Annotated in this window: 19 protein-coding genes and 1 pseudogene; 11 read left to right on the plus strand and 9 right to left on the minus strand. The window is 34.8% G+C overall.

Annotated features, from left to right (window positions below; translation table 11 throughout):
* Positions 1–34: 34 nt before the first annotated feature.
* Together BU804_RS04695 and BU804_RS04700 are read right to left on the minus strand one after the other, a co-directional pair.
* Positions 35–1,450, minus strand: coding sequence for an inorganic phosphate transporter (locus BU804_RS04695; protein WP_075883177.1), 1,416 nt, complete (start codon positions 1,448–1,450; stop codon positions 35–37).
* A 53-nt stretch (positions 1,451–1,503) separates the two neighbouring features.
* Positions 1,504–2,178 carry a TIGR00153 family protein gene (locus tag BU804_RS04700; protein WP_075883178.1) on the minus strand — a complete coding sequence of 225 codons (675 nt, stop codon included), beginning with the start codon at positions 2,176–2,178 and terminating at the stop codon, positions 1,504–1,506.
* A gap of 216 nt (positions 2,179–2,394) precedes the next feature.
* Between BU804_RS04700 and BU804_RS04705 the strand changes: the two genes are divergently transcribed.
* Positions 2,395–3,420, plus strand: coding sequence for an ABC transporter ATP-binding protein (locus tag BU804_RS04705; RefSeq protein WP_075883179.1), 1,026 nt, complete (start codon positions 2,395–2,397; stop codon positions 3,418–3,420).
* Positions 3,417–4,241, plus strand: coding sequence for an ABC transporter ATP-binding protein (locus tag BU804_RS04710; RefSeq protein WP_042281541.1), 825 nt, complete (start codon positions 3,417–3,419; stop codon positions 4,239–4,241). The genes BU804_RS04705 and BU804_RS04710 overlap by 4 nt, the downstream gene beginning before the upstream one ends.
* Here BU804_RS04710 and BU804_RS04715 read toward each other — a convergent pair.
* Together BU804_RS04715 and BU804_RS04720 are read right to left on the minus strand one after the other, a co-directional pair.
* Positions 4,234–5,625, minus strand: a complete 1,392-nt coding sequence (locus BU804_RS04715; protein ID WP_075883180.1) for a Na(+)-translocating NADH-quinone reductase subunit A — start codon at positions 5,623–5,625, stop codon at positions 4,234–4,236. The two genes, BU804_RS04710 and BU804_RS04715, sit on opposite strands and share 8 nt — an antisense overlap.
* Positions 5,626–5,710: 85 nt before the next feature.
* The gene (locus tag BU804_RS04720; protein WP_075883181.1) at positions 5,711–6,943 is read right to left on the minus strand and encodes a cation:proton antiporter; all 1,233 of its coding nucleotides are present in this window, start codon (positions 6,941–6,943) and stop codon (positions 5,711–5,713) included.
* A gap of 239 nt (positions 6,944–7,182) precedes the next feature.
* Between BU804_RS04720 and BU804_RS04725 the strand changes: the two genes are divergently transcribed.
* Positions 7,183–9,345, plus strand: a complete 2,163-nt coding sequence (locus BU804_RS04725) for a YjbH domain-containing protein (RefSeq protein WP_075883182.1) — start codon at positions 7,183–7,185, stop codon at positions 9,343–9,345.
* A 46-nt stretch (positions 9,346–9,391) separates the two neighbouring features.
* On the opposite strand, the gene hemB is transcribed toward BU804_RS04725, so the two are convergent.
* Complete coding sequence (hemB, locus tag BU804_RS04730) at positions 9,392–10,423, minus strand: porphobilinogen synthase (protein ID WP_193427215.1); 1,032 nt, start codon at positions 10,421–10,423, stop codon at positions 9,392–9,394.
* A gap of 224 nt (positions 10,424–10,647) precedes the next feature.
* On the opposite strand from hemB, the gene bcp reads away from it, so the two are divergent.
* Entirely contained in the window at positions 10,648–11,136 is a 489-nt protein-coding gene (gene bcp, locus BU804_RS04735) for a thioredoxin-dependent thiol peroxidase (RefSeq protein WP_075883183.1), read from the plus strand.
* Entirely contained in the window at positions 11,133–11,942 is an 810-nt protein-coding gene (locus BU804_RS04740) for a glycosyltransferase family 2 protein (protein ID WP_075883184.1), read from the plus strand. The genes bcp and BU804_RS04740 overlap by 4 nt, the downstream gene beginning before the upstream one ends.
* Here BU804_RS04740 and mutY read toward each other — a convergent pair.
* The 4 genes from mutY to BU804_RS13780 form a co-directional block, all read right to left on the minus strand.
* On the minus strand, positions 11,872–12,930 hold the full coding sequence (gene mutY, locus BU804_RS04745) for an A/G-specific adenine glycosylase (protein ID WP_075883185.1): 1,059 nt from the start codon (positions 12,928–12,930) through the stop codon (positions 11,872–11,874). The two genes, BU804_RS04740 and mutY, sit on opposite strands and share 71 nt — an antisense overlap.
* Positions 12,931–13,063: 133 nt before the next feature.
* On the minus strand, positions 13,064–14,257 hold the full coding sequence (locus BU804_RS04750) for a glycosyltransferase family protein (RefSeq protein WP_075883186.1): 1,194 nt from the start codon (positions 14,255–14,257) through the stop codon (positions 13,064–13,066).
* A 339-nt stretch (positions 14,258–14,596) separates the two neighbouring features.
* On the minus strand, positions 14,597–15,031 hold the full coding sequence (locus BU804_RS04755) for a hypothetical protein (protein ID WP_042281562.1): 435 nt from the start codon (positions 15,029–15,031) through the stop codon (positions 14,597–14,599).
* A 354-nt stretch (positions 15,032–15,385) separates the two neighbouring features.
* Positions 15,386–15,604 (minus strand): hypothetical protein, encoded by a 219-nt coding sequence (locus tag BU804_RS13780; protein ID WP_162272902.1) that lies wholly within the window; start codon positions 15,602–15,604, stop codon positions 15,386–15,388.
* Here BU804_RS13780 and BU804_RS04760 point away from each other — a divergent pair.
* The 6 genes and pseudogenes from BU804_RS04760 to BU804_RS14670 all read left to right on the plus strand — a co-directional run.
* Positions 15,575–17,725 carry a GreA/GreB family elongation factor gene (locus tag BU804_RS04760; RefSeq protein ID WP_255371570.1) on the plus strand — a complete coding sequence of 717 codons (2,151 nt, stop codon included), beginning with the start codon at positions 15,575–15,577 and terminating at the stop codon, positions 17,723–17,725. The two genes, BU804_RS13780 and BU804_RS04760, sit on opposite strands and share 30 nt — an antisense overlap.
* 220 nt (positions 17,726–17,945) lie before the next feature.
* Positions 17,946–18,545: an RdgB/HAM1 family non-canonical purine NTP pyrophosphatase gene (gene rdgB / locus BU804_RS04765; protein WP_075883188.1), complete on the plus strand. Its 600-nt coding sequence runs from the start codon at positions 17,946–17,948 to the stop codon at positions 18,543–18,545.
* 4 nt (positions 18,546–18,549) lie between these two features.
* Entirely contained in the window at positions 18,550–19,278 is a 729-nt protein-coding gene (locus tag BU804_RS04770) for an NYN domain-containing protein (protein ID WP_075883189.1), read from the plus strand.
* A gap of 230 nt (positions 19,279–19,508) precedes the next feature.
* On the plus strand, positions 19,509–20,510 hold the full coding sequence (locus BU804_RS04775) for an NAD(P)H-dependent glycerol-3-phosphate dehydrogenase (RefSeq protein ID WP_075883190.1): 1,002 nt from the start codon (positions 19,509–19,511) through the stop codon (positions 20,508–20,510).
* Positions 20,511–20,514: 4 nt separating this feature from the next.
* Positions 20,515–22,014 (plus strand): bifunctional ADP-dependent NAD(P)H-hydrate dehydratase/NAD(P)H-hydrate epimerase, encoded by a 1,500-nt coding sequence (locus BU804_RS04780; RefSeq protein ID WP_075883191.1) that lies wholly within the window; start codon positions 20,515–20,517, stop codon positions 22,012–22,014.
* A gap of 262 nt (positions 22,015–22,276) precedes the next feature.
* Positions 22,277–22,588 (plus strand): annotated as a pseudogene (locus BU804_RS14670) (transposase); the annotation flags it as partial.

Below are 22,588 nucleotides of genomic sequence, written 5' to 3' on the forward strand. Positions count from 1 at the left end.
TATCTCCTTCGATTAAACCAATTCTCTTGTCTATTTACCCAAATATTGCTTGGATCGGATAAATCAATATAATTGCTAACAAAGCTCCAATAGGAACTGTCACAATCCAAGAAACTAAAATATCACGGGTCGTTGTTAAATTAACTGCTTCAAGGCCTCTAGCAAACCCCACTCCCAAAACAGCACCCACAAGCGTGTGTGTTGTTGAAATAGGTAAACCAAACCTAGAAGCGATGACAATCGTTGTAGCCGCTCCAAATTCAGCAGCAAAACCTCGACTAGCTGTTAATTCTGTAATTTTTTTTCCAATTGTCTCAATAACCCTCCACCCCCAGGTTGCTAACCCTATAACAATTCCACTTCCACCTAATGCAAGAGCCCAAGTAGGAACGGGAGCATCAACAGCAAATAAACCAGTTGTCAAAATAGCCACTGCAGCTGATAAAGGACCTATAGCATTAGCAACATCATTAGCTCCATGTGCAAAAGCCATCATACAAGCAGTCATAATTTGCAAATAAGCAAATATTTTTTCCACTTGAACATATTCAACATGTGTATGATCTGTATTAATCTTTGATTCAAAAGTTTTTGAGAGGGCCTCTACTTCTTCTAATAATAATCCTGCAGTGTATTGAGCTTCTCCAGCAGACTTCATTCTAAATCTTTGCAGATATTTACGAGCCTTTTCCAAAGAATGTAAAGCTTCAGAATTGTAAGGAACAGAGAGTTTTTCTTGGGGAATAATAGGAATTCGGCGTACTAATAAATAACTAACGAAAGAACCCATCAAGCCAATCGCAAGTGTCATCAAAATTTTACTTGTTAACGAAAATTCTACATTTAAATTATGCAGCCCTTCAAAAATAACAACCACAGCTAGAATAAGGGTAACCACAAAAACTAAAAATGGTGTTAAACGACGCGTTTCTTCCAGAGGATTTAAAGCATAAAAAATTCTTTTTCTTAAAAGAGAAAAAATATAGTAAGCAATAATCCCTCCTAAAATAGGAGAAAAAATCCAACTGGTAATAATATAACACACTTCTTTCCAGTATACGGCCTTTATCCCTCCAAAAACAGCACCAAAACCTACAATCGCGCCAACAATTGAATGTGTCGTTGAAACAGGCCAACCAAAATAGGACGCTAATTGAAGCCACATTCCCACAGAACCTAAAGAAGCAAGCATTCCAAAAACTAGCAGTTTGGGATCATAATTAAAAACATCTGGATCAATAATCCCACTTTGCACAGTTTTAGAAACATGGGAACCAAAGAAAAAAGCGCCGCAAAATTCTAAAACAGCGGCAATCAAAACAGCTTGGCGCAAAGTTAATGAACCTGAGCCAACAGATGTTCCCATAGCATTGGCAACATCATTAGCTCCTATGCTCCAAGCCATATAAAATCCGGTGATCAAAATCAAAATGAGTAGCGCAGTATCCATAACTCCTTATTGAATCTCTTACTTATTCCTTTAGCAACAAATGATCATAAGATTTATTTCAATTCTAAAACCATTCTAACGCGATTTGCCAAGTTTTCTGAAAGATTAGAAATTGACGCTAAGCTTTCAATTAAGCGTTGCCATTGACTAAAAGTAAGATAAGTCAACGCTTCTTCGGACTGAAATATTTTTTTTAATAATTGTCTTTGAATGAGATCAACCTCATGTTCTTTTAAAGCCACGTCTTCCACCATTGCTCTAACCTTTTCAGCTTCTTTTCCCCCAAAGGAAGATTCAATCAATTCATGTAATTCATTGATAATAAGTTTAGCTCCATCAAATGTTTCAATATTTTTGAGCAAAAATTGCTTAAACTCTTCTTTAAAACTTGGTAGAATTTCTAAGGGTTTAAAAGTAGCGACTACTGCGATATCTTCAACAGTATCCGCAATACTATCTTGGATCGATAAAATATCTAATAAACTTTCACGGCCAATCGGAAGATATAAACTTTTTGGAAGATGATTACGAATATCATTTTTTATCGTGTCAGCTTGATGCTCAATTGCCGATATTTCATTGGCAATATTCTCAATTAATGGTTGATCACGATTTTCAATTGCCTCATAAAGAAATGGCAATTGATGGACGCAACAAGCAACAGTTTCCATATGAGATTGCAAAGGGGCAAACGGAGAACGGCCAAATAAACGTAAAATCGTCAGCATAAGTGATTTTTTTCGCTTGTTAGAACAATTTAGATCATTAAATGTAAAAGTCGGCATTGATTAAATGACTTACCCATACAAGTATAGATGATTTTGAATTCTAAATCGAGGGAAATTCCCTTTTATCAAAACTTCTAATCTCTCTCATTTATTATTTTGATAAATAATAGAATCCTCACCATTATAAACTTTTTCGCAAGGCTAATATGAGGATTAATGTCTAAGCAACCACCAATTTTACAAGTTCGCAATCTAACGATTCAGTTACGCAGCGGCAAAGATTGTTGGAATGTTGTCGATCGGCTTGATTTTGAACTATATGCTGGCAAAACTTTAGCGCTTGTAGGAGAATCAGGCTGTGGTAAATCAATGACAGCCCATTCTCTTCTTCGTATTTTGCCAACCCCTCCAACTTTGCCCATAAAAGGAGAAATTCTTTATCGAGGCCAAAATTTGATTCAGCTAACGGAAAAAGAGATGCGTCATATCCGAGGATCAAAAATTGCCATGGTCTTTCAAGATCCTATGAGTGCGCTAAATCCTGTTTATACCATTGGTAATCAATTAATTGAAGTAGCTTATTTTCACCTCAACCTTGATCCTGACGAGGCATGGGTACGAGCTAAAGAATCTTTAGAAGCAGTTGGAATAAACGATGCAGAAAGTAAACTTAATGCCTACCCACACCAACTATCAGGTGGACTCAAACAACGCGTAATGATTGCAATGGCGTTAATGTGTGAACCAGATATTTTAATTGCAGATGAGCCAACGACAGCTTTAGATGTCACTATTCAAGCACAAGTATTATCACTAATTCGCAATCTTCAAGAAAAAAACGGGATGGCCCTACTTTTAATCACTCACGATATGGGTGTTGTTGCAGAAATGGCCGACGAGGTGATCGTCATGTATACAGCACAAAGCGTCGAAAAAGGGCATGTAGAAGATATTTTTTACCACAAAGCGCATCCTTATACTTTAGGTCTTTTTGAATCTAAACCTTCTTTACAAGGTAAGCAAGGTAAATTAAAGCCCATTCCCGGACAAGTACCTTCTTATAAAAAACTCCCAAAAGGGTGTCGCTTCCATCCTCGTTGCCCTTTTGTTATGGAAAAATGTCGTCAGGGAGAGGTACTTAGTTTTTCTCTGCCAGATAACCACATAGTAAAATGTTGGTTGTATGATGGTTCTTTAGAAAGTCAATCCAAACTTAAAAATTCTCCATTGGAGAGGCCATGACAGAATTTTTACTTTGTGTCAAAGGGCTAAAAAAATATTTTCCAATCATGGCTGGTTTATTTCGAAAAGAGATTGAAGTCTTTAAAGCCGTTGATGATATTGATTTTTCAATTAAAACAGGTGAAGTATTAGGAATGGTTGGTGAATCCGGAAGCGGAAAAAGTACTGCTGCTAGAGCAGCTGTGCGACTCATAGAACCGACTGAAGGGCAAATTTTATTTTCGGGGCAATCTCTTCGAGATCTCTCTAAAAATGAACTAAAAAAAATAAGAAAAAATATTCAAATAGTTTTTCAAGATCCTTATGCCTCCTTAAATCCAAGAAAAACAATCCTTGATAGTATAGGAGAAGCTCTTTTCTATCATGGCATAGTAAAAACTAAAGAAGAACAAATTGAAAAAGTAGTGGATGTTTTACAAAAAATTGGCCTTTCTCCTGATATTATGAATAGGTACCCTCACGAATTTTCAGGAGGTCAGCAACAACGTATTTGCATTGGACGTGCGATTGCCTTGAATCCAAAATTAATTATTTGTGATGAAGCTGTTTCTGCTTTGGATGTTTCAATTCAGGCACAAATACTCAATTTACTCATCGAATTAAAAGAAACTTTAGATTTAAGTTATTTATTTATTTCTCACGATCTTTCTGTCATCAAACATATTGCTGACAACATTGTTGTGCTTTATAAAGGAAAAATAATCGAAAGTGGCTCTAATATACAAATTTTTGAAAATCCCCAAAGTACTTATACAAAAGAGCTTCTTAACGCAATTCCTAGACTTCGCCCCCGTCAATCCAAAATCAAAAATATTACTTAAGAATATCTGCGGCGTAACGCTTTAATCCTTGTCGAATAATTTGGCTCATTTCAATTTTAGAAGGGTCTACAAATGTAGCCAAATCAAAATCCTCAGCATCAACTTCTAATAAGCCTAATTCCACTGCAAGGTCATAATCTTCCGCTAAAACTGCTTTTACAAGATGCATAATTGAAACAGAAAGAGGATTCACTTTATCGTATAAAGTACTATCGATAAAAGCGCGCTCTTCGCCATGTTGACTTGTTGTAAAATCATATTCCCGTTGAGAGTTATCTAAATGACCTGATAAATACGTTTTACTAAACGTATATTTATCAATTCCTAAACGGAAAAAATGCATAAATTCCCGATTGATGTTTTCAGGAATAGCGCAAAACACATAATCATAATAACCAAGAAAATCTTCTGCGGATACTTGACGCCCATTTAACGGATTACCAGAAATAAACCTCACCACCCCTTTAGTAATGCGACCTGCAATTAGGGAAGAAATAGGAAATCCTTCGCGAACTTGAAAAAACCCTGTCTCACCTTCTAAAATACCTGTCCCAGCTATACTTATCACCCGATTAACCAAATATTCACCGTGAAGTAAAAAATAACCAATTGCAACAACAGTATGTACATCTAAGGTCCAAATAACATCTTGAGGAGAATAAATAGGATCAATATGTTGAATGTGTAAAGAAACATTTCCAATAGGATGAGGCCCTTCTACAGTATGCTTTTGAACACCTTCCGCATTAAAAAAAGCTGGCGCTAAATTATCTTTTTGATAAATAAGATGAACCGCTCCATTTGTTAATTTTGCTAACGTTTTTAAACCTTCTTGAAATTCTTTCTCATATCCTTTTACCTGCATGTCTGGTGGAGGTGTAAAGGGAGCTGATTCCACAGCCTTAACAAAAATACTACGAGGAATTTGCTGAGGATTGGCTAAAAAATTGAATGGTCTTTGCCGAATCCGAGCAAATAGCCCTCCTGTCATTAAAGCCTCAACAAGTTCTTCTCTAGATGCTGTATTTAAACTTAAAAGAGGATGTTTTTTAACTTCTTCGTGATTAGAAGTTTCTACCACAATATCGAGAAGTCTTCTTTTAAGCCCCCTTCGAATTTCCCGAATGACCCCTCCTGCTGGAGAAACAAAATAGCGTCCCGGTGTATCCTTATCTTCTGCTAAAGGTTGTCCTAATTTTACTTTTTCACCAACTTGAACCAATAATTTAAAACGCAAATCTTCAAAAGGATTGAAATCAAGAGCAATTTGAACAGGATTTTTCAATGCATGTGCTTCTCCACTCGCCACTAAAAGTTTAGGAATTCCTTCCGGTTTTCCTTTGATGGGAATATCTAATCCTTTAGTGATTTTTATATGGCTCATGAATTTCATCCTTAAAATTCGATTAAAAAAACAAAAATTAATTGAAAAATTGGGTTTTAAGCAAGCGCAACGTCATACTCAATCTTTACTTTGCTTTGTCTTTACTTAAAAGTTTAACAAAATTCTTCTCTTTATAAGAGTAAAACATTCTCAGCAATATGGGAGCAATAATTGTTGTGATGGTAATGACAATAATCATTGAGGCGTAAGTATCATCGTTAAAAATTTTCACATTCTTTCCAACTTCCGCAAAAATTAACCCTACCTCACCCCGTGGTATCATCGCTAATCCGACAGCCCATTTCACCCATTTAGAATCTTTAAATAATAAAAATCCTGACGCAAATTTTCCTAAAATTGCCGCTGCTAAAATCGCTAATGATAAAGACCAAATAAAAAATGAGCTCCAATCAATGGCTCTTAAATTTAAGGATAAGCCAATCGTCACAAAAAAAATAGGGGTAAAAAGGTGAACAATTGGTTTCATTTGTTCTTCTACACGATGAGCAAAATGAATGTTTTGCTGCATAGAAAGAAATGGAATAAAAAATTGTCTTGAAAGGGCCAAACCCGCTGCAAACCCACCCAGTAATGCCGGTGCGCCCATTTGATGAGCAAGCCAAGCAAAGAATAAAATCAATGAAATGATAATGGTGGGAATTAATCCAGGAGTTGCACTTTTAATCTCATAATATTTAACGATTTGCGATATCAACTTAGCAGCAATCGGTGCAAGGAATAAAAATAAGAAAACTAATATAATGATTTTACTAACATTTAATAAATCTATTCCTCCACTTACAGAAAATTCATAAAGCATAGAAAGAATAATAATCCCTAATATATCATCAACGACAGCTGCTCCTAAAACGATTTGAGCTTCATCACTCGTGTGCTTTTTAAGATCTGTTAATACTCTAATAGTAATCCCAATACTTGTTGCAGTTAACGTACTGGCAATGAATAAAGAAGTGAGTAAACTCAAATAAAATATATTGTAGCTAATCATAAAACCTGCGGCAAAAGGAAAAATAATCCCTCCTAACGCTACAAGAAAAGGTTTAAAACCAGTTTTAGCTAACCTTGATAAGTCAGTTTCTAAGCCAACTTCAAAAAGCAATAAAATTAAACCAATTTCAGACAAAAGTTTAATGGTATCTGTGGGAGCAATAAGTCCAAATAAACTTGGCCCTATCAAAATACCTGCGAAAAGTTCCCCTATGACGGAAGGAATATTACACCTCGAAGCAATTTCTCCTAAGAAACGAGCTGCAAACAGAATGATCACTAATTGCAGAAAAAAATTTTGAATTAACACCTTTCCTCCTATTGTTTCTCCAAAAATTAGTATAATTCTTGCTTTTAAGCAATTTGCGTCTTATGCTTTTTCTTCCTATACCATTCATCAGAATAATTTATTTATTTTAGACGCACATTGATGAAAAAAATAAATTTTCATGCCCTAAATTAATCAATAGATGAAAAGTGTAAATATCACGAATCGTTATTTCAAAGTTTATTAAGTTAAAGTAAAGTGTCAAGTCGTTTCTTCTGATTATGCTCGATTACCAAAAAATCTTATCTTCTCTTATCCCCTTTTTTCTTATCCTAACTTGCTCAAACGTTTATTCTTTAGAGTTTGTCTGCGATGATCCTCAAGCTAATTTGATGGAAGATCTTGAGATAGTGGAGTATTGGAATAGACGACAAAATGAACGCTTACCTGTGACATATAATCATCTCTTACAAGGTGGTTATTTTGCAATGCCTTCTGCAAGAATGGGACAAGAAGGCGAAATTGGTACTGGCTATACTTGGGTTCCTCCTTATTACTCTTATAACTTACGTTTTCAGTTGGTCGACTTTTTGGAAATATCGGGAAACTACCGGGTTTTTAGAGGAGTAGCTGATCCTGTATTAACACCTTTAGGATTTGGAGATTTTTCTGATAAAGGTGCTAACGTTAAACTATCTTTATTTAGCCCAGAAGCAAGTCATTATGACTTACCTGGATTAGCCATAGGAATGGAAGATTTTTTAGGAACACAAGCTTTTAAAGCTTATTATATTGTTTTAACACAGGTATTTCTTAAGAATAATCTGGAAATTAGCTTAGGCTATGGAGCTCATCGTATCCATAAATGGTTTGGGGGTATGACTTGGTTTCCTTTTAGGCAAACAAAATGGATTTATTTTCAAAACCTCGCTTTTATTTTAGAATATGACGCCATTCCTTATAAAGATGAGACGCTAGAAAGGCACCCTAAAGGGAGAATTAAACATACTCCTTGGAATATCGGTATTAAATATCGCCTTTGGGATAGTATCGATTTATCCATCTCTTATATTAGAGGAGATGCTATAGCTTTTAGTGCTTCCAGCTATTATAATTTTGGATCAACAAAAGGAATGATTCCAAAAATCTCAGATCCCCTGCCTTATAAATCACCTGTTAACACGCAAGCAATAGGAGCTTTAAGACCTGATGATGCCATCGTTCAAGATTTGACATATGCAATGCGTGATCAAGGAATCGATTTATTAGAAGCTTGGTTAAGCAATGAACAAGAAAAACTCACATTGCGACTAAAAGTGTGCAATATGGCTTATCGAGAAGAACAACGCTTCAGAGAAAGATTATATGCTCTTCTTGGAGCATTAACACCTGAAAATATTGATGAAGTTATTGTTGTTCTTGATGCAGTCCCAGCACTTATTCAAGAATATCACTTTAACATGGAGTATATCAGACTTTACAAAGAACAAGCCATAGGTGGCTATGAATTGGGCATTTTAACCCCTATGCATGAAGTTAGTTATCCAAATCCCTTTAAATCTAAACTTCTCTTCACAAAGAAACGAGAGTGGTTTAATTTAGAATTGCTTCCTAAAGTTCATACTTTATTTGGAAGTTCGCGGGGTAAATTTAAATATGCGCTTGGTCTTACACTAGCTTTGAATGGCTTTCTTCAAAACAATGTTTACTATTCTATTAAATTTGGATATTTTGCCCTGTCCAATTTACACGATATTCACAGTGTTGATCGCTTAAACCCTTCTCAACTGATTAACGTTCGAACGGACATTATTAACTATTTTCAACAAAAATCCATTACAATCGATGAGGCTTATCTCGAAAAAGTTTGGAATTGGGGTAGTGGATGGTATACCAGAATTTCATTAGGTTTGTTAGAGCAAGAGTATGGTGGTGTGGGAACAGAGTGGCTTTATTACCCTGTTAATTCTAACTGGGCGATTGGAATGGATTTTGCTATCTTAAAAAAACGTACTCCACATGGTGTCGATTTTACCAGTAAAATTCGTAAATTAGATGGGTTTACCCCTCATTATTTAAAGTTTATTGGCTCTCAATATTTCCTGAATATTTATTATGACTGGAAAAATACAGGATTAGAATTTAAGATAAGCGCTGGAAAATTCTTGGCAGATGATTTTGGAGTCCGGACTGAAATTTCCCGCTATTTTCTAAGTGGCTTGAGGATTGGCTTTTGGGTAACGTATACTAATGGTCATGATGTCATCAATGGCCAAACTTATCATGACAAAGGACTTTATTTTTCTCTTCCTCTTGATATTTTTTATACAAAAAGTAGCCGCTCTAAATGGGGGTACGGAATGTCTGCTTGGCTAAGGGATATTGGTGTCAGAGCTTATACCGGAACCGAGTTATATCTTATGATCAATCAAAATCGCCAGTAGAGATAATAGATATAAGATTGCTTGAATCATCTAATTTATTTTTAGTTCAAAACTGCTTTTGAAGATTTTCAGCTACTCGACGAGCTGCGTAAGTTAAGATAAAATCCGCTCCAGCCCTTTTTATCGAAAGAAGTGATTCTTCAAATACTTTATCAGCGTCTAACCAACCATTTAATGCTGCAGCCATTACCATAGCATATTCTCCACTCACATGATAAGCACCAACAGGTAAATGCGTTTGCTCTTTAATTTTTGCTATAATATCTAAATAAGCCAAAGCTGGTTTGATCAAAATGAGATCGGCCCCTTCCTGTTCATCAAGTTGGCATTCTAGCATTGCTTCTCTTGAATTTGCGGGGTTCATCTGATAGGTTTTTTTATCTCCAAATTGAAGAACAGAGTGAAGAGCTTCTCTAAATGGAGCGTAAAATGCTGAAGCGTATTTGGCTGCATAAGACAAAATACCTACTTGCTGATAACCTTCTTGATCAAGAGCGTGTCGAATATAGCCAATTCGCCCATCCATCATATCACTCGGAGCTACAACATCTGCTCCAGCTTCTGCTGCCAAGATAGACATTTGAGCTAAAATAGGTAAAGTTAGATCATTATCAATTTCCCCTTTTTCATTGGTTATTCCATCATGTCCATGACTTGTAAAAGGATCTAAAGCCACATCCATCATCACACAAAGATCGGGAAAACCTTCTTTTAAAGTTTGAATTGCTCGACAAAATAAATTTCCTGACCTAACAGCTTCTGAAGCAAAAGAATCTTTTTTGTCGCCCTCAATGTAACAAAATAGATCCACAGCGCGGATACCTAATTGATAAAGGGACTTTACTTCTTTTAACATTTCGTCGATCGAATAACGAAAAATGCCTGGCATGCTTTTAATGGCTATTTGTTGTTGTTTACCTTCTAAAACAAAAAGAGGAGCTATTAGTTGACTTGGATGTAAATGATTTTCTTGAACAAGACCCCTTATAGCGGCTGTACGTCTATTTCTTCTTGGCCTTTTAATGATATTGGATTGTAAAAAAACAGGAGGGAATGAAGAAAAAGTTTTATTTTCCATCAAAAAAACCTATAGATAAAAACGTATTAATAATTTCATGCAAAGCAACAGTTCATATATTTTCATGATTTAAATAGAGATGGTTTTAGGGATCATACCATCTTGGATAAATAAAGTAAGTTTTTTAAATTTAAAAATAAACGAATATATGTTTTTTTTGTTTTAATATTATAATAAATCCAAAGTTTAGGTTAATAATCAAGAAAATTTTTTAGGATCAAATTATGAATCTTCGCGTTTCAGTCCAGCAACAAGTGCCTTCATTCAAAGCATTGGATGAACAAAATCAACTCTTTTCTGCAACTAATTTATTGGGGCAAATTTATGTTCTATATTTTTATCCCAAAGATGATACCCCTGGCTGTACGTTGCAAGCTTGCCAATTTAGAGATATCAAAACTTCTTTCGAAAAATTTGAAACACGTATTATTGGAATTAGCCCCGATTCCTTAAAATCACATGAAAAATTTAGTCACAAGCATCAACTCAATTTTACTTTACTGAGCGATTCTTCCCATGAAATGTGTGACTTATTTGGAGTTTGGCAAGAAAAAAAAATCTTTGGCAAAACAAAAATGGGAGTTATACGATCTACTTTCATCGTAGATGCTAAAGGTTTAATAAGATGGATTGAAAGTCCTGCTCAAGTTGATGGACATGCTGAACGTGTTTTAAAAGCAATTCAAATATTAAAGAATGGTGAAATGATATGACCTCTTCTTTTCCCATTAGTGTCACTATTTTAACAAAAAATAGCCAAAAATATCTAAGAGAAGTCCTACAAGCTTTGAAAGGTTTTGATGAAGTTGTAATCTGTGATACAGGGTCGCAAGATGAAACTGTTTCGCTTGCTAAACAGTTTACAAATGTCGCAATTTATCATGAACCATTTAAAGGTTTTGGACCTACGCATAATACAGCTTCGAACCTAGCTAAAAATGATTGGATTTTATCAATAGATAGTGATGAAGTTGTCACAAGAGAGTTAGCAATTGAAATTTCCCAATTACAGCTAAAATCCAAACATGTGTATTCGTTTCCCAGACGTAATGAATATCGAGGAAAATGGATTAAAGGGTGTGGATGGAGCCCAGATAGGCAAATTCGACTTTACAATAAACAAGAAACACATTTTACTAATGTTCAAGTCCATGAAGCCATTATCGCAACAGAGCTGACTCACGTTCATCTCCAATCTCCTTTGAAACACTACTCATATGATCAAATATCTGACTTTCTCTCTAAAATGCAATCCTATTCCACTTTGTTTGCAGAGCAATATAAAGGGCGCAAATCTTCTTCATTTGTGAAAGCCTTATCACACGGACTTTTTTCGTTTTTTAAAAGCTATATTATTAAAAGAGGCTTTTTAGATGGGCAGGAGGGATTCGAAATCAGTTTTTATAATGGCTCAACAGCCTTTTATAAATATTTAAAACTTGCTGAAGTTAATCGATATCTAAAGAAAGAAGGCTCTGAAAAATGCGACGGTGACCTGAAGAAAAAGCTTTCTGCTTAAGAGACTTCGTATCTAGCCATTCCAGATCTTTTACAGGAGACATTTCTAGACAATTGAAAACACAAGGGTCTAACCTAGCTTGATAACGAGTAAAGCCGTGTTCAATAGAGGATAGTGATTGCAAAAGATGTACAGATAAATTCCAATGCAACTTGATATTTTCTTGTAATTCTTTAAATGTAATTCCCTCTTGAGAAACTTCAAAAAAGGGAAATTCGTAAAGATCAGACATAATTTCTCCTTTTTTTCCTTTTTTTACTAAAAAATAATCCCCACATTTCACTATCGCAACAGCTCTATACAAATATTGTGTTTTAATTGCCTTTGTTTTAATAGGAAGTTTATCTCTTAATCCATGCAAATAACTTTGACAATTACTTTTTAATGGACATTCCTGACATATCGCTTTACGGCTACAAATTGTCGCTCCCAATTCAATTAAAGCCTCAGAAGATATCCAAGACTCTTCATCTGGCAAAATAGATTCTGCAAAATCCCGCAATTTTTTTATCGTGGAAGTTTTCGCAATATCTTCTTCAACTTGAAAATATCTAGCTAAAACGCGTAAAACATTTCCATCAACAGCTGCTTTTTTTTGATGAAAAGCAAAACTTAAGATAGCTCCGATAGTATAAGGTCCTAGCCCTTTAATTTTTTTTAATTCCTTTTCATCTGCTGGAAGTTCTCCTTGGCAATGCTCAACTAAATATTGAGCTCCTTGATGTAAATGACGCGCTCGCGAGTAATAACCAAGCCCTTCCCAAGCTTTAATTACTTCTTCTAAAGATGCTATAGCTAAAGCTTCAATAGAAGGAAATGCTTGCATCCAACGATTAAAATAGGGAATGACAACGGCAACTTGCGTTTGTTGCAGCATGACCTCAGAAATCCAAACTGCATAAGGTGTTGGATTTTGTCTCCAAGGTAGATCTCTTTTTGAAGACAGGAACCATTTTTTTAATTTTTCATTAGGGAAGGAAGAAGACATTAAAAAGAATCAAAGTTAAGTAGATTAGGGAATAAATAAATTATTGTGTTTGGAAACAATAAACAACTAAATGAATTTTTTTTCATTTACTTGTAAAAAATATACCATTAATAAGCAATAAACTCAAAATCAACTATTCAGTATTTTGAGAGCGTATTTTTTCTAACATAGAAGGTAATTCTTGAATTAAAGTGATCGCACGTTGGTCCCACGTATGATCTTGCATAATTTTTTCACGTCCCTTACCTGCAATTCGATATCTCTTTTCATCATCGGATAAATAAGTGCGAATTTTTTGATTAAGTTCTTTCCATTTTCGAGGGCCAAACATTAAAATATTTTCTTCATCAACAAATTGTTCTCGAATATAAGGAGTATCTAAAGTCAGCACAGCGGCTCCGCTCGCAAGACCACTAAAAATTCTTTCATGAGCACCTTGTTTGATTTCCGGGGTACAATTTAAAAGAATTTTAGATTGCTTCATTAATTCAAGCGCTTCAATAAAAGAAACAGGAGCGTGAATTTTAACATTATCTTTTTGACCTAGGTATTTTTTCCAGCCTCCGACGTGTGGTTGAGATCCGAAAATATGAACAGTTGCCCCATCAATAGCTTGGATAATTTCTACGCGACTTTTTCCTCCAACGTATACCTCTAAATCATCTAAAAGTAATTCAAAATTAATTTGCCTTGGATCAATTGCTTTACCTGCTCGCAAATGTTGATCTAAAGTTTGAATTAAGGCCTGCATATAGGATATTTGTTGCTCATTGAGTGTTAATTCCGCCGCCTCTTCTAATACGTGAATAAGTTCTGGAGGATATTTTTCCTTCCACTCTTGGCGTATGGCCTCATAATCAATAAAAGAATTTAGCATTAAAACATCGTAAATTGGCTTATGTGCAAAAGAGGGGGCTGACGTTTTACTCACCGCATGAGGCAAAAAAAGAACATGAGGAGCTTTAAAATCTCGAAATGTCTGACAAAAATTGCGATCAATACAACCAATAATAGTGTAAGAACTTTTAGCTAAAGAAAAAAAATGGTTAGGAGCATCGGTTAAATAAGCAACGTGAGGAATTTTGATCATATCTGCTAAAAAATGTCCTTCTTCATCAGGTAACAATCCATTAAAAGATAAAGTACAATCGGGAGGATCATTTAATAATTCTTCTAAAAAAGAACGAGGATCATCTTTTTTAGCCTCAATAATCCGGCAAATAACTCCTTGTCTATTTAAGGCATTATTAAGTTCTTTTAAAAAATAATTTAACACTCCATATTGTGTCATGATTGAAGAAAAAAGATAGACTTTTTTTAAATTCATAGTGTTTCCTCTGTCTACAACAAAATTTTGGATATTTCGAATACCTTAATTTCAATTATTTGCTAGCCTGAATTAAGAGGTTAACCTGAAATTGAACAAGCAAAAAGAGAGTTTTTCAGTAAAAATTTGAAATTGCAAATGGATTGACAAAAATTTACCCTATCAATTTTTAAAAAAATATAAAAAGTAATAACAATAATAATGAAAAAAAAGTATAAAACAACGCTGTGATGCTTTTTTGAAAATCTATCTAAAATTTATTCCCGCTTATTTGAGATCCTGAAATCCACGTCTATTAGCTGCTGCTTCACCTAATAGGAATAAAAAAACACCTCTATCTTATTGCATGGAAATCCAATTACGGCGAGCTCCAATCGTTTTACCCCGACGCTCTCGCGTTAATTTTGAATTTTGCTCTGTCTTCACACTTGAAATGGAAGCTGCTTGTAAATCTTTTCCTGTTTTTAGAGTATTCATCAATTTTTGACGGTCTCTTTGAACTTTTTCCCATTCATCCACGGTAAAATTATTAGGATTATCTAAATAAGTTTTAATCTGCTTAGAAGTCCAACCCGATTTTTGAAAAATATCATCTAGTTTTCGATCAATTTCATCATGTAAAATTTTCACCTTAGAAATCATATTTTCCACATCTGAAAGCGTCATTTTATCGGGGTCGAATTGATCCAACTCGGTTAAAGGACTAGATTTATTTTCTAATCCAAAAAGAGTGGATTCTTTTTTTTTGTTTTTTGACTTATCTGGGAGAGCCATAATCACCTCAATGCTTGTATCAATTTACAGCCTAACATAAAAAAATTATTTGATACATAGCTCAAATCGAAATTTCGATAAAATATTTTTTTCTTAACTTTTTTCGCACGAAAACTTCGAATAAGGGGAAATTAAAAGAGTCTTCTCTTTAGAAAAATTTAATCAAAAAGGGCATGAATTTCAAAAAAATATTCAAAATTGAGATTATTATACTTTCAAAAGGTTTTTATAAACTAACATTGAAATTAATAAACTGAAAAGGTTATATTTATTTCACAAATCGCTTATAAAAAATGAAAAAACAGTCTTGGACTTAGAGAATTTGAAAAATTGATTGGTTGTTCAATTTCGCTTTCATCGTTGCGATCCCAAGTAGAAACTACTCTTATCTGTAAAAAGTGAAGATTTGTTTATAGTAGAAGGAATGAGAAAGCGTGTGTGTTTGATTAATATTCTCCACTCAACATCAACCATGACATCCAAAGATTCTCTTAAAATGGAGACATAACTTAAGGTTCGGTAATGGGGTATTTGAAGGAGTTTTTGACGCAAATCAATAATCGAGATTTTCATAAATTTCTCGTTTTATGGGAGGAATATTGCACAAGTGATACGGTAGATTTCGAAGAATTTAGCCAACTTTTAAAGGCAATTAAATCATCCGATTTAAGCAAACACTTTGGGCAAATAATCGAAACAGCCCTCCCTCTTTGGAAAACAATCACGGACCCAGAGCAATCTTACGAAATTTTGCGATTACTCATCGACATTCAAACTACCAATCATCCCACTTTAATAGATTTAACATTAGAAACCCTTCAAAAATATCACGGTAATCATCCTAAATTTCAAGAGAGATTAAAACTTGCTGGATTAAGAGGCAAAGATCAATTCCAGGGAGCCATTTCTAAATATGATTTAATTAGTCACTTAGCAAAAGGTAATATGGTTTTTCATAATGCTGGCTGGGGAACAGGAGAAATCATGGATGTCTCTTTTGTTCGGGAGCATTTGGTCATTGAATTCGAAAATATTTCAGGACGTAAAGACCTCTCTTTTGCTAATGCACTTAAAACCCTAGTTCCTTTATCCCCTAAACATTTTTTAGCAAGACGTTTTGCTGACCCCGACAGTTTAGAAAAAGAAGGACGTGATAATCCTGTTAATCTTATTAAACTTCTTCTTCATGATATTGGGCCAAAGACGGCAGCAGAAATAAAAGATGAACTTTGCGTACTTGTTATCCCAGAAAAAGATTGGACAAAATGGTGGCAAGGAGCCCGTGCAAAAATTAAAAAAGATCCTATGATCGAAACCCCTGATCATTTAAGAGAACCTTTCTTGCTAAGAAAAGCTGAGTTATCCACGGAAGAACGTCTTAAAAATGCTATGCACAATAAAACAGAAGTAGATCAAATTATTCAAACTACTTATACTTTTGTGCGTGATACAGCCAATGCTTTAAAAAATACAGACACAAAAAAATCTTTGCAAACAAAACTGACAGATCTTTTAGAGCTTCCCGATCTAAGTGAAGTACAATTGTTGCAAATTCATTTATTGCTTGAACAGTTTTTTGTTAATAAATCATCTACAGAAGAAATTTGTAAATTGATACAAAGCACTAAAAAAATTGAATCCCTTATCCAAAATATTGACATTGTTGCCTTTAAAAAACGTGCATTAGTTTATGTTAAAGAACAAAGATCGGATTGGCCCTCACTTTTCTTAACCTTACTTTTCGAATTACCCCAAGCTCAATTAAGAGATTATTTATTAAAAGAATTAAATCAAGGTCTTACTACTAAACCAGCCTTAGAATCTAAACTCCAAGAATTGATTGATAATCCGAGCCTATCGCCAGAATTGTTTGTTTGGTATTTCCAGAAACTTTTAAGCAAGGAAGAAAATTTACCCTTCCAATCAAAGTTAGGGCTTGGTCAATTTTTTGAATCTTTCTTTATTTTGTTTAGTGCTCTAGAAAACCGACCTGAATATAGAGATCTTTCTAAAAAAATGTATTCTATGTTATCAGGGAAACGATACGCGCTTGTACGGGAGCTTTTACAAGGTACAAGCTTAGAATATACGAAAGAGATTTTACTTTTAGCTTCTAAATGTCAGTCTTTAACAGATCATGATATGACAATTTTACGGTCTTTAGCAGGTGTTGTTCATCCTTCCCTCGCTTCTTCCAAACCACGCAAAGGACAAGCCAAAACAGAGGATGAAGAAATTTGGACTACAGAAGAGGGATACTTAAAAATTCAAGATAGAATTCGTCAAATCGGAACAGTTGAAGTTGTAGAAAATGCGCGAGAAATTGAAGCCGCTCGAGCTCTGGGAGATTTACGCGAAAACTCTGAATTTAAATTTGCTCAAGAACGCCGTGCTAGATTACAATCAGAGTTAAAAACACTATCGGAACAATTCGGGCGTGCTCGAATTATCACTCCTGATGATATTCTTACTGATGAAGTAGGAATTGGTAGTGTCATTGATTTAATTGATAGTCAAGGACAAAAAATTAGATATTCAATTTTAGGGCCTTGGGACGCAGATCCGGAAAAAAATATACTTTCTCTCAATTCAAAATTTGCACAAGCAATGATAGGAAAAAAAATTGGGGATCAGTTTCAATTTAAAGATGAAACTTTCAAAGTTTTAAGCTTACATAGTTATTTAAAGTCTTAATCTATAGTTTAGCTTTTCAGTTCAGAAATTTGCAAAGATGCTATCTATTTTTGCAAATTTCTCAAATTTCTTGAATAAATCCGCCTTTGCTTAACCAAAAAAATGAGTTTATTTCTGTCATTTGGTATTAATTCTAATGCATGTTATAACTGCAATAGAAACCCAAATTTAGGTCATAACGCCAAACCCTGCTCTTCCTAACCTTAAAAAAATGGTTCCTATGGAAATTCTTCTGGCAACTACTAATTTGCATAAAATTCGTGAATTTAAAGAAATGTGCAAAGCTTTTGCTCATCTAGAAATTTTATCTCTTCATCAATTTCCAGCTTACATGTGTCCAGAAGAAGTGGGAACTAATTTTAAAGAAAACGCTATTTCTAAAGCGGAGCATGCAGCTAAACATCTCAATATATGGGTTCTTGCTGATGATTCTGGTTTAGTTGTTCCCCGGTTAAGCGGAAAACCAGGTATTTATTCTCGTCGGTTTGCGGGATTAGAGGCAACTGATGAAGAAAATCGTAAAAAACTTCTTTTAGAAATGAGACAATTAATCAATAAAGAAGACCGTACAGCTTATTATGAATGTTGTTTAGCGTTGTCTTCTCCAATTGGTTTACAAAAGTGCGTTCAGGGAATTTGTGAAGGGTTTATTCTCAATGAAGCTAGAGGACGAAATGGATTTGGATATGACTCGTTATTTGTAAAAAACGATTACGAAAAAACTTTTGCCGAGATCGACGAAGCCGTTAAAAACCGTATTTCTCATAGAAGAAAAGCTTTTGAACGACTCTCTGCATTTTTAGAAAATCTTCGGGATTAAATAAATGCATTATTATATTGATGGATACAATTTCCTTTTTAGACTAGTTCATGCTTATGAAAATTTGCAAAGTTCTCGGGAGCAATTTATTTTAGATTTGGATAAAAAAATTTCTATACTCAAAATAGATGTTTCAATTGTGTTTGATGGAACTTTTCAAGAAGGAGAAGGAACACGTTCCCACTTTAATAACGTTGAAATTTTATTCACCGCCCAGGGAGAAACAGCAGATGAATTTATTTTAGATGCTCTTAAATATTCTTCTCAACCTCAACAAGAAATTATCATTACTTCAGATAAAAAACTGGCGAAGTTAGCCCGAAATAAACAGGCTCAAACAGAAAGCGTAGAAAATTTTATTCAATGGTTAAATAAAGCTTATAAAAATAAACTAAAGAAACTGACAAATCGCTCTAAATTTTTTAATCCAGTTACTTCTCCAAAAACTTCAATTCCTTCTAATCTTCCTAATCCTAAAGTCGATCAAAAAATTGAAGGTTCAACTGGTTATTATCAGCAAATTTTTGAAAACGAGTATCAAAAACTTCTAAAAAAAGAACTGATATTGGACAAAAAAACGCCTTCAAAATCCAGAAAGCCTAAAGAAAAAAAAGACCCTTTTCCCAAAATTCCACCCATTACTATTGATGCTCCAACTCAAATGGAGCGATGGGAAAAAGTTTTCGAAGCAAGATTAAAACATTTTTCCTATCAAGACGTCGAAAAATCCTAACAACTTTGCGGTAATTCTATGGCGTGTTATGGTAATAATAAATTTGTAAAATCAAACTAAAAGATAATGGAAAAGTTTGAAGATCATTTAATAACCAAAACTTCAGATTAATAAGAGTTTTGATTTCATTTTGCTTGTTAGCAGATTGAACAGTCAGAAATTCAAATCTTTATAAAATAAAATGAGAGATCTTTTTTCTCGGAAATCAAGATGACATCGAAAGGATTGGTATGAAAAAAATTGGCTACCTTGGATTAGGGGCTTGGGGTTATTGCCTAGCTTCTTTACTAGCTTCAAAGGGGCATAAAGTTGTCTGTTGGACAACAAAACCTGAATTAGCAAAACATTTAACGGATACGAGAGAACACCCTCTTTTAGCAGGTCATCTATCAAAAGGAGAAATGACTTTCACAACTGATATGTCTGAAGCTTTAAAAGATGTGGATATGATTGTTGAATCAGTTACCTCTGCAGGTTTACGCTCTGTATTTGAACAAGTCCGCTCTTTAGGATTACCTAATTGCCCTATTGTCATTACTTCCAAAGGGATTGAGCAAGATACAGGAATGATCCTACCAGAAGTCGTTATTGAAGTTTTAGGTGAAGAGTTTAGAGCATTAATAGGTTTTTTAAGCGGTCCTAGTTTTGCACAAGAAGTCATTCGTGAACTCCCAACTTCTGTCGTTGGAACGGGTTACACGGCCGAAGTCATCCAAGAGATTTGTGAAACATTTATGACTCCCACTTTTCGAGTCTATCCTAACACTGATATTTTAGGAGTCGCATTTGGAGGAGCTTTAAAAAATATTATTGGCATTGCTTGTGGGATTTCCGATGGTCTAGCATTGGGATGCAGCTCCAAAGCAGCTTTAATGACGCGAGGTCTGCACGAAATTCGAAAATTATCCGTGGCATGTGGTTGTAAAGCAGAAACATTAAATGGGCTAGCAGGAATGGGTGACTTATGTGTGACTTGTAGTTCGCCTATTAGTCGCAATTTTCGATTTGGTACACTTTTAGCCCAAGGGCTATCCACAGAACAAGCAAGAAATCGAATTGGTATGGTTGTAGAAGGAGCTTATACGTGTGTTTCAGCATTGCAATTAAGTAAACAACATAAAATTATCATGCCAATTTCTGAAGCTGTTTATAATATTATTCAAGGGACTATTAAACCTATTGAAGCTGTGAGTACATTAATGAAAAGAACGATCAAAGAAGAGCATTTATAAAATTATGCAAGTCTTATCAGCCCAAGCGGTATCGGAATTAGAAAAATCAGCTATTAAGCAGGGACTTAGCGCATCAGATTTTATGGAAAAAGCTGGATATGGGATTGCGCTTGCTATTAAAGAATTTATTCTTAAACATCCTCTCATCAATCACATTGTACTTCTTTGTGGGAAAGGCAATAATGGCGGAGATGCCTACGTAGCAGGTTGTTATTTATTAAATTATGGATATAGTGTCTCAGCTATTCAATTAGAATCTTTAGAAAATTGTTCTGAACTCTGTAAAAAAAATGCGCTGCGTTTTGAAAACCTTGGCGGAACGATTTCTCAGCAAATCCAATTTGACTCAAACCAGCTTCTAATCGACGGTTTATTTGGAACAGGATTCAAAGGAAAAATTCAAGAGCCTTATATAAAATTAATTGAAAAAGCCAATCAAAGTCATGTTCCTATTTTATCAATTGATATTCCTTCAGGATTGAATGGATCCACAGGAGAAATAAATGGTTTAGCCATTCGAGCGAATGAAACACTATGTCTTGGCTTCCCCAAAACAGGATTTTTTTTACAACAGGGATGGAATGTAGTTGGTCAATTAAAATTCGTAGATTTTGGTTTGCCACCCAACATATTTTCAAAAGAAAATGCTAGTTTTGTTTTATTAACAAAGTCTTTCATTAAAAATTTATTACCCAAACTTGTACGTAATCGGCATAAATATCAAGCAGGTTATGTCATGGGTTTAGCAGGTTCGCGCTCTATGCCTGGCGCCGCATTGCTGCCTTCTTTGGCTGCTTTAAGAGCTGGAAGTGGCATGGTACATCTGTTATATCCTGAAGACATGCGATGTGAATTAAATAATAGTCCTTATGAGTTAATTAAAACGCCTTATGCATTGGGAGACACTCAAAAAGTTTTACAGGAACTTCAAAAAGCTAAGGCCATTTTTGTCGGACCGGGTCTTGGTCTTACACAACCCATCGATCATTTACTAAGAAGTTGTTTACCTCATTTAAACGCTTCTTGTGTTCTAGATGCTGACGCTCTGACTTTATACACAAAAACTCCCTTTTTACTTCCGAAACGAACTATTTTTACTCCGCATACGGGAGAAATGCAAAAGTTACTACAAGAAACCTCTCACCTAATATTAAACGAAAACATCCTTAAAAAATGTCAGCAATATGCAGAGCAACGTGACATCACTCTCATTTTAAAGGGAGCTCCAACATTTATTTTTCATCCTAATCAACCGATTTATGTTAACCCAACAGGCAATTGTGGAATGGCAACGGCTGGAAGTGGGGATGTTTTAACAGGAATTATCGCTTCTTTTCTTTCTCAAGGCTTGGAAAGCCATCAAGCAGCTCTTTTAGGAGTGTTTTTACATGGCTTAGCTGGTGATATAGCTAAAAGCAAAAGACTGACAGAAAGAGGAATGATTGCCTCTGATTTAATTGATCATTTGAATCTGGCTTATCATGCCCTTGAACAATCAGTTTAAATGGTCGATGCCGAATTCGAGTTCTTTTTCCCTGCGAAACGACACTAGGATGTAAGCAATATTAATCAAATATTAAGGTAGCTTATTAGAGAAAAATAATCTCGAATATAAACACGCGAGTTTTCAAGACACCTACAAAAGCTCATTAGATGTAATTTAAATCTGACATTGCCCCGCAAAAAAGGTCCAACAGAAAGTAGAAAATCATGCTATCCTTTAAAAAAAGGAAAACAGTATGAAGTAAAGATTCACAGAAGAACAAATCATTAAAATCCTAAAAGAAGGTGGCTCTGGAATACCTCTTGCAGAAGTTTGTTGCAAGCACGGAGTCAGCACAGCTTGTTATTTAAATGGAAAGCAAAGTTTAGTGGGATGGATGTTTCCGAAGCTCAACGATTAAGGAACCTTGAATCTGAAAATACCAAGCTTAAAAGATTTGTTGCTGACCAAGCTTTAGACATTGTGGCTTTAAAGGATGTCTTGTCAAAAAAGTGGTAAGCCCAGCTGCTAAGCGACTTTGTGCTAAATGGATGATAGAAAATCATCGATTGAGCCAAAGACAGGCTTTCAAATT

The organism is Candidatus Protochlamydia sp. W-9, from assembly GCF_001950615.1.
Taxonomy (GTDB): domain Bacteria; phylum Chlamydiota; class Chlamydiia; order Chlamydiales; family Parachlamydiaceae; genus Protochlamydia; species Protochlamydia amoebophila.

What these genes read in the sequence shown, in the direction of transcription:
- BU804_RS04705 (WP_075883179.1), top strand. Translation starts at nt 2,395, where the DNA reads ATGTCTAAGCAACCACCAATTTTACAAGTTCGCAATCTAACGATTCAG.
- mutY (WP_075883185.1), bottom strand. Translation starts at nt 12,930, where the DNA reads ATGTCTTCTTCCTTCCCTAATGAAAAATTAAAAAAATGGTTCCTGTCT.
- BU804_RS04770 (WP_075883189.1), top strand. Translation starts at nt 18,550, where the DNA reads ATGCATTATTATATTGATGGATACAATTTCCTTTTTAGACTAGTTCAT.
- BU804_RS04700 (WP_075883178.1), bottom strand. Translation starts at nt 2,178, where the DNA reads ATGCTGACGATTTTACGTTTATTTGGCCGTTCTCCGTTTGCCCCTTTG.
- BU804_RS04695 (WP_075883177.1), bottom strand. Translation starts at nt 1,450, where the DNA reads ATGGATACTGCGCTACTCATTTTGATTTTGATCACCGGATTTTATATG.
- BU804_RS04710 (WP_042281541.1), top strand. Translation starts at nt 3,417, where the DNA reads ATGACAGAATTTTTACTTTGTGTCAAAGGGCTAAAAAAATATTTTCCA.
- BU804_RS04775 (WP_075883190.1), top strand. Translation starts at nt 19,509, where the DNA reads ATGAAAAAAATTGGCTACCTTGGATTAGGGGCTTGGGGTTATTGCCTA.
- BU804_RS04750 (WP_075883186.1), bottom strand. Translation starts at nt 14,257, where the DNA reads ATGAATTTAAAAAAAGTCTATCTTTTTTCTTCAATCATGACACAATAT.
- BU804_RS04780 (WP_075883191.1), top strand. Translation starts at nt 20,515, where the DNA reads ATGCAAGTCTTATCAGCCCAAGCGGTATCGGAATTAGAAAAATCAGCT.
- hemB (WP_193427215.1), bottom strand. Translation starts at nt 10,423, where the DNA reads ATGGAAAATAAAACTTTTTCTTCATTCCCTCCTGTTTTTTTACAATCC.
- rdgB (WP_075883188.1), top strand. Translation starts at nt 17,946, where the DNA reads ATGGAAATTCTTCTGGCAACTACTAATTTGCATAAAATTCGTGAATTT.
- BU804_RS04755 (WP_042281562.1), bottom strand. Translation starts at nt 15,031, where the DNA reads ATGGCTCTCCCAGATAAGTCAAAAAACAAAAAAAAAGAATCCACTCTT.
- BU804_RS04725 (WP_075883182.1), top strand. Translation starts at nt 7,183, where the DNA reads ATGCTCGATTACCAAAAAATCTTATCTTCTCTTATCCCCTTTTTTCTT.
- bcp (WP_075883183.1), top strand. Translation starts at nt 10,648, where the DNA reads ATGAATCTTCGCGTTTCAGTCCAGCAACAAGTGCCTTCATTCAAAGCA.
- BU804_RS04715 (WP_075883180.1), bottom strand. Translation starts at nt 5,625, where the DNA reads ATGAGCCATATAAAAATCACTAAAGGATTAGATATTCCCATCAAAGGA.
- BU804_RS04740 (WP_075883184.1), top strand. Translation starts at nt 11,133, where the DNA reads ATGACCTCTTCTTTTCCCATTAGTGTCACTATTTTAACAAAAAATAGC.
- BU804_RS13780 (WP_162272902.1), bottom strand. Translation starts at nt 15,604, where the DNA reads ATGAAAATCTCGATTATTGATTTGCGTCAAAAACTCCTTCAAATACCC.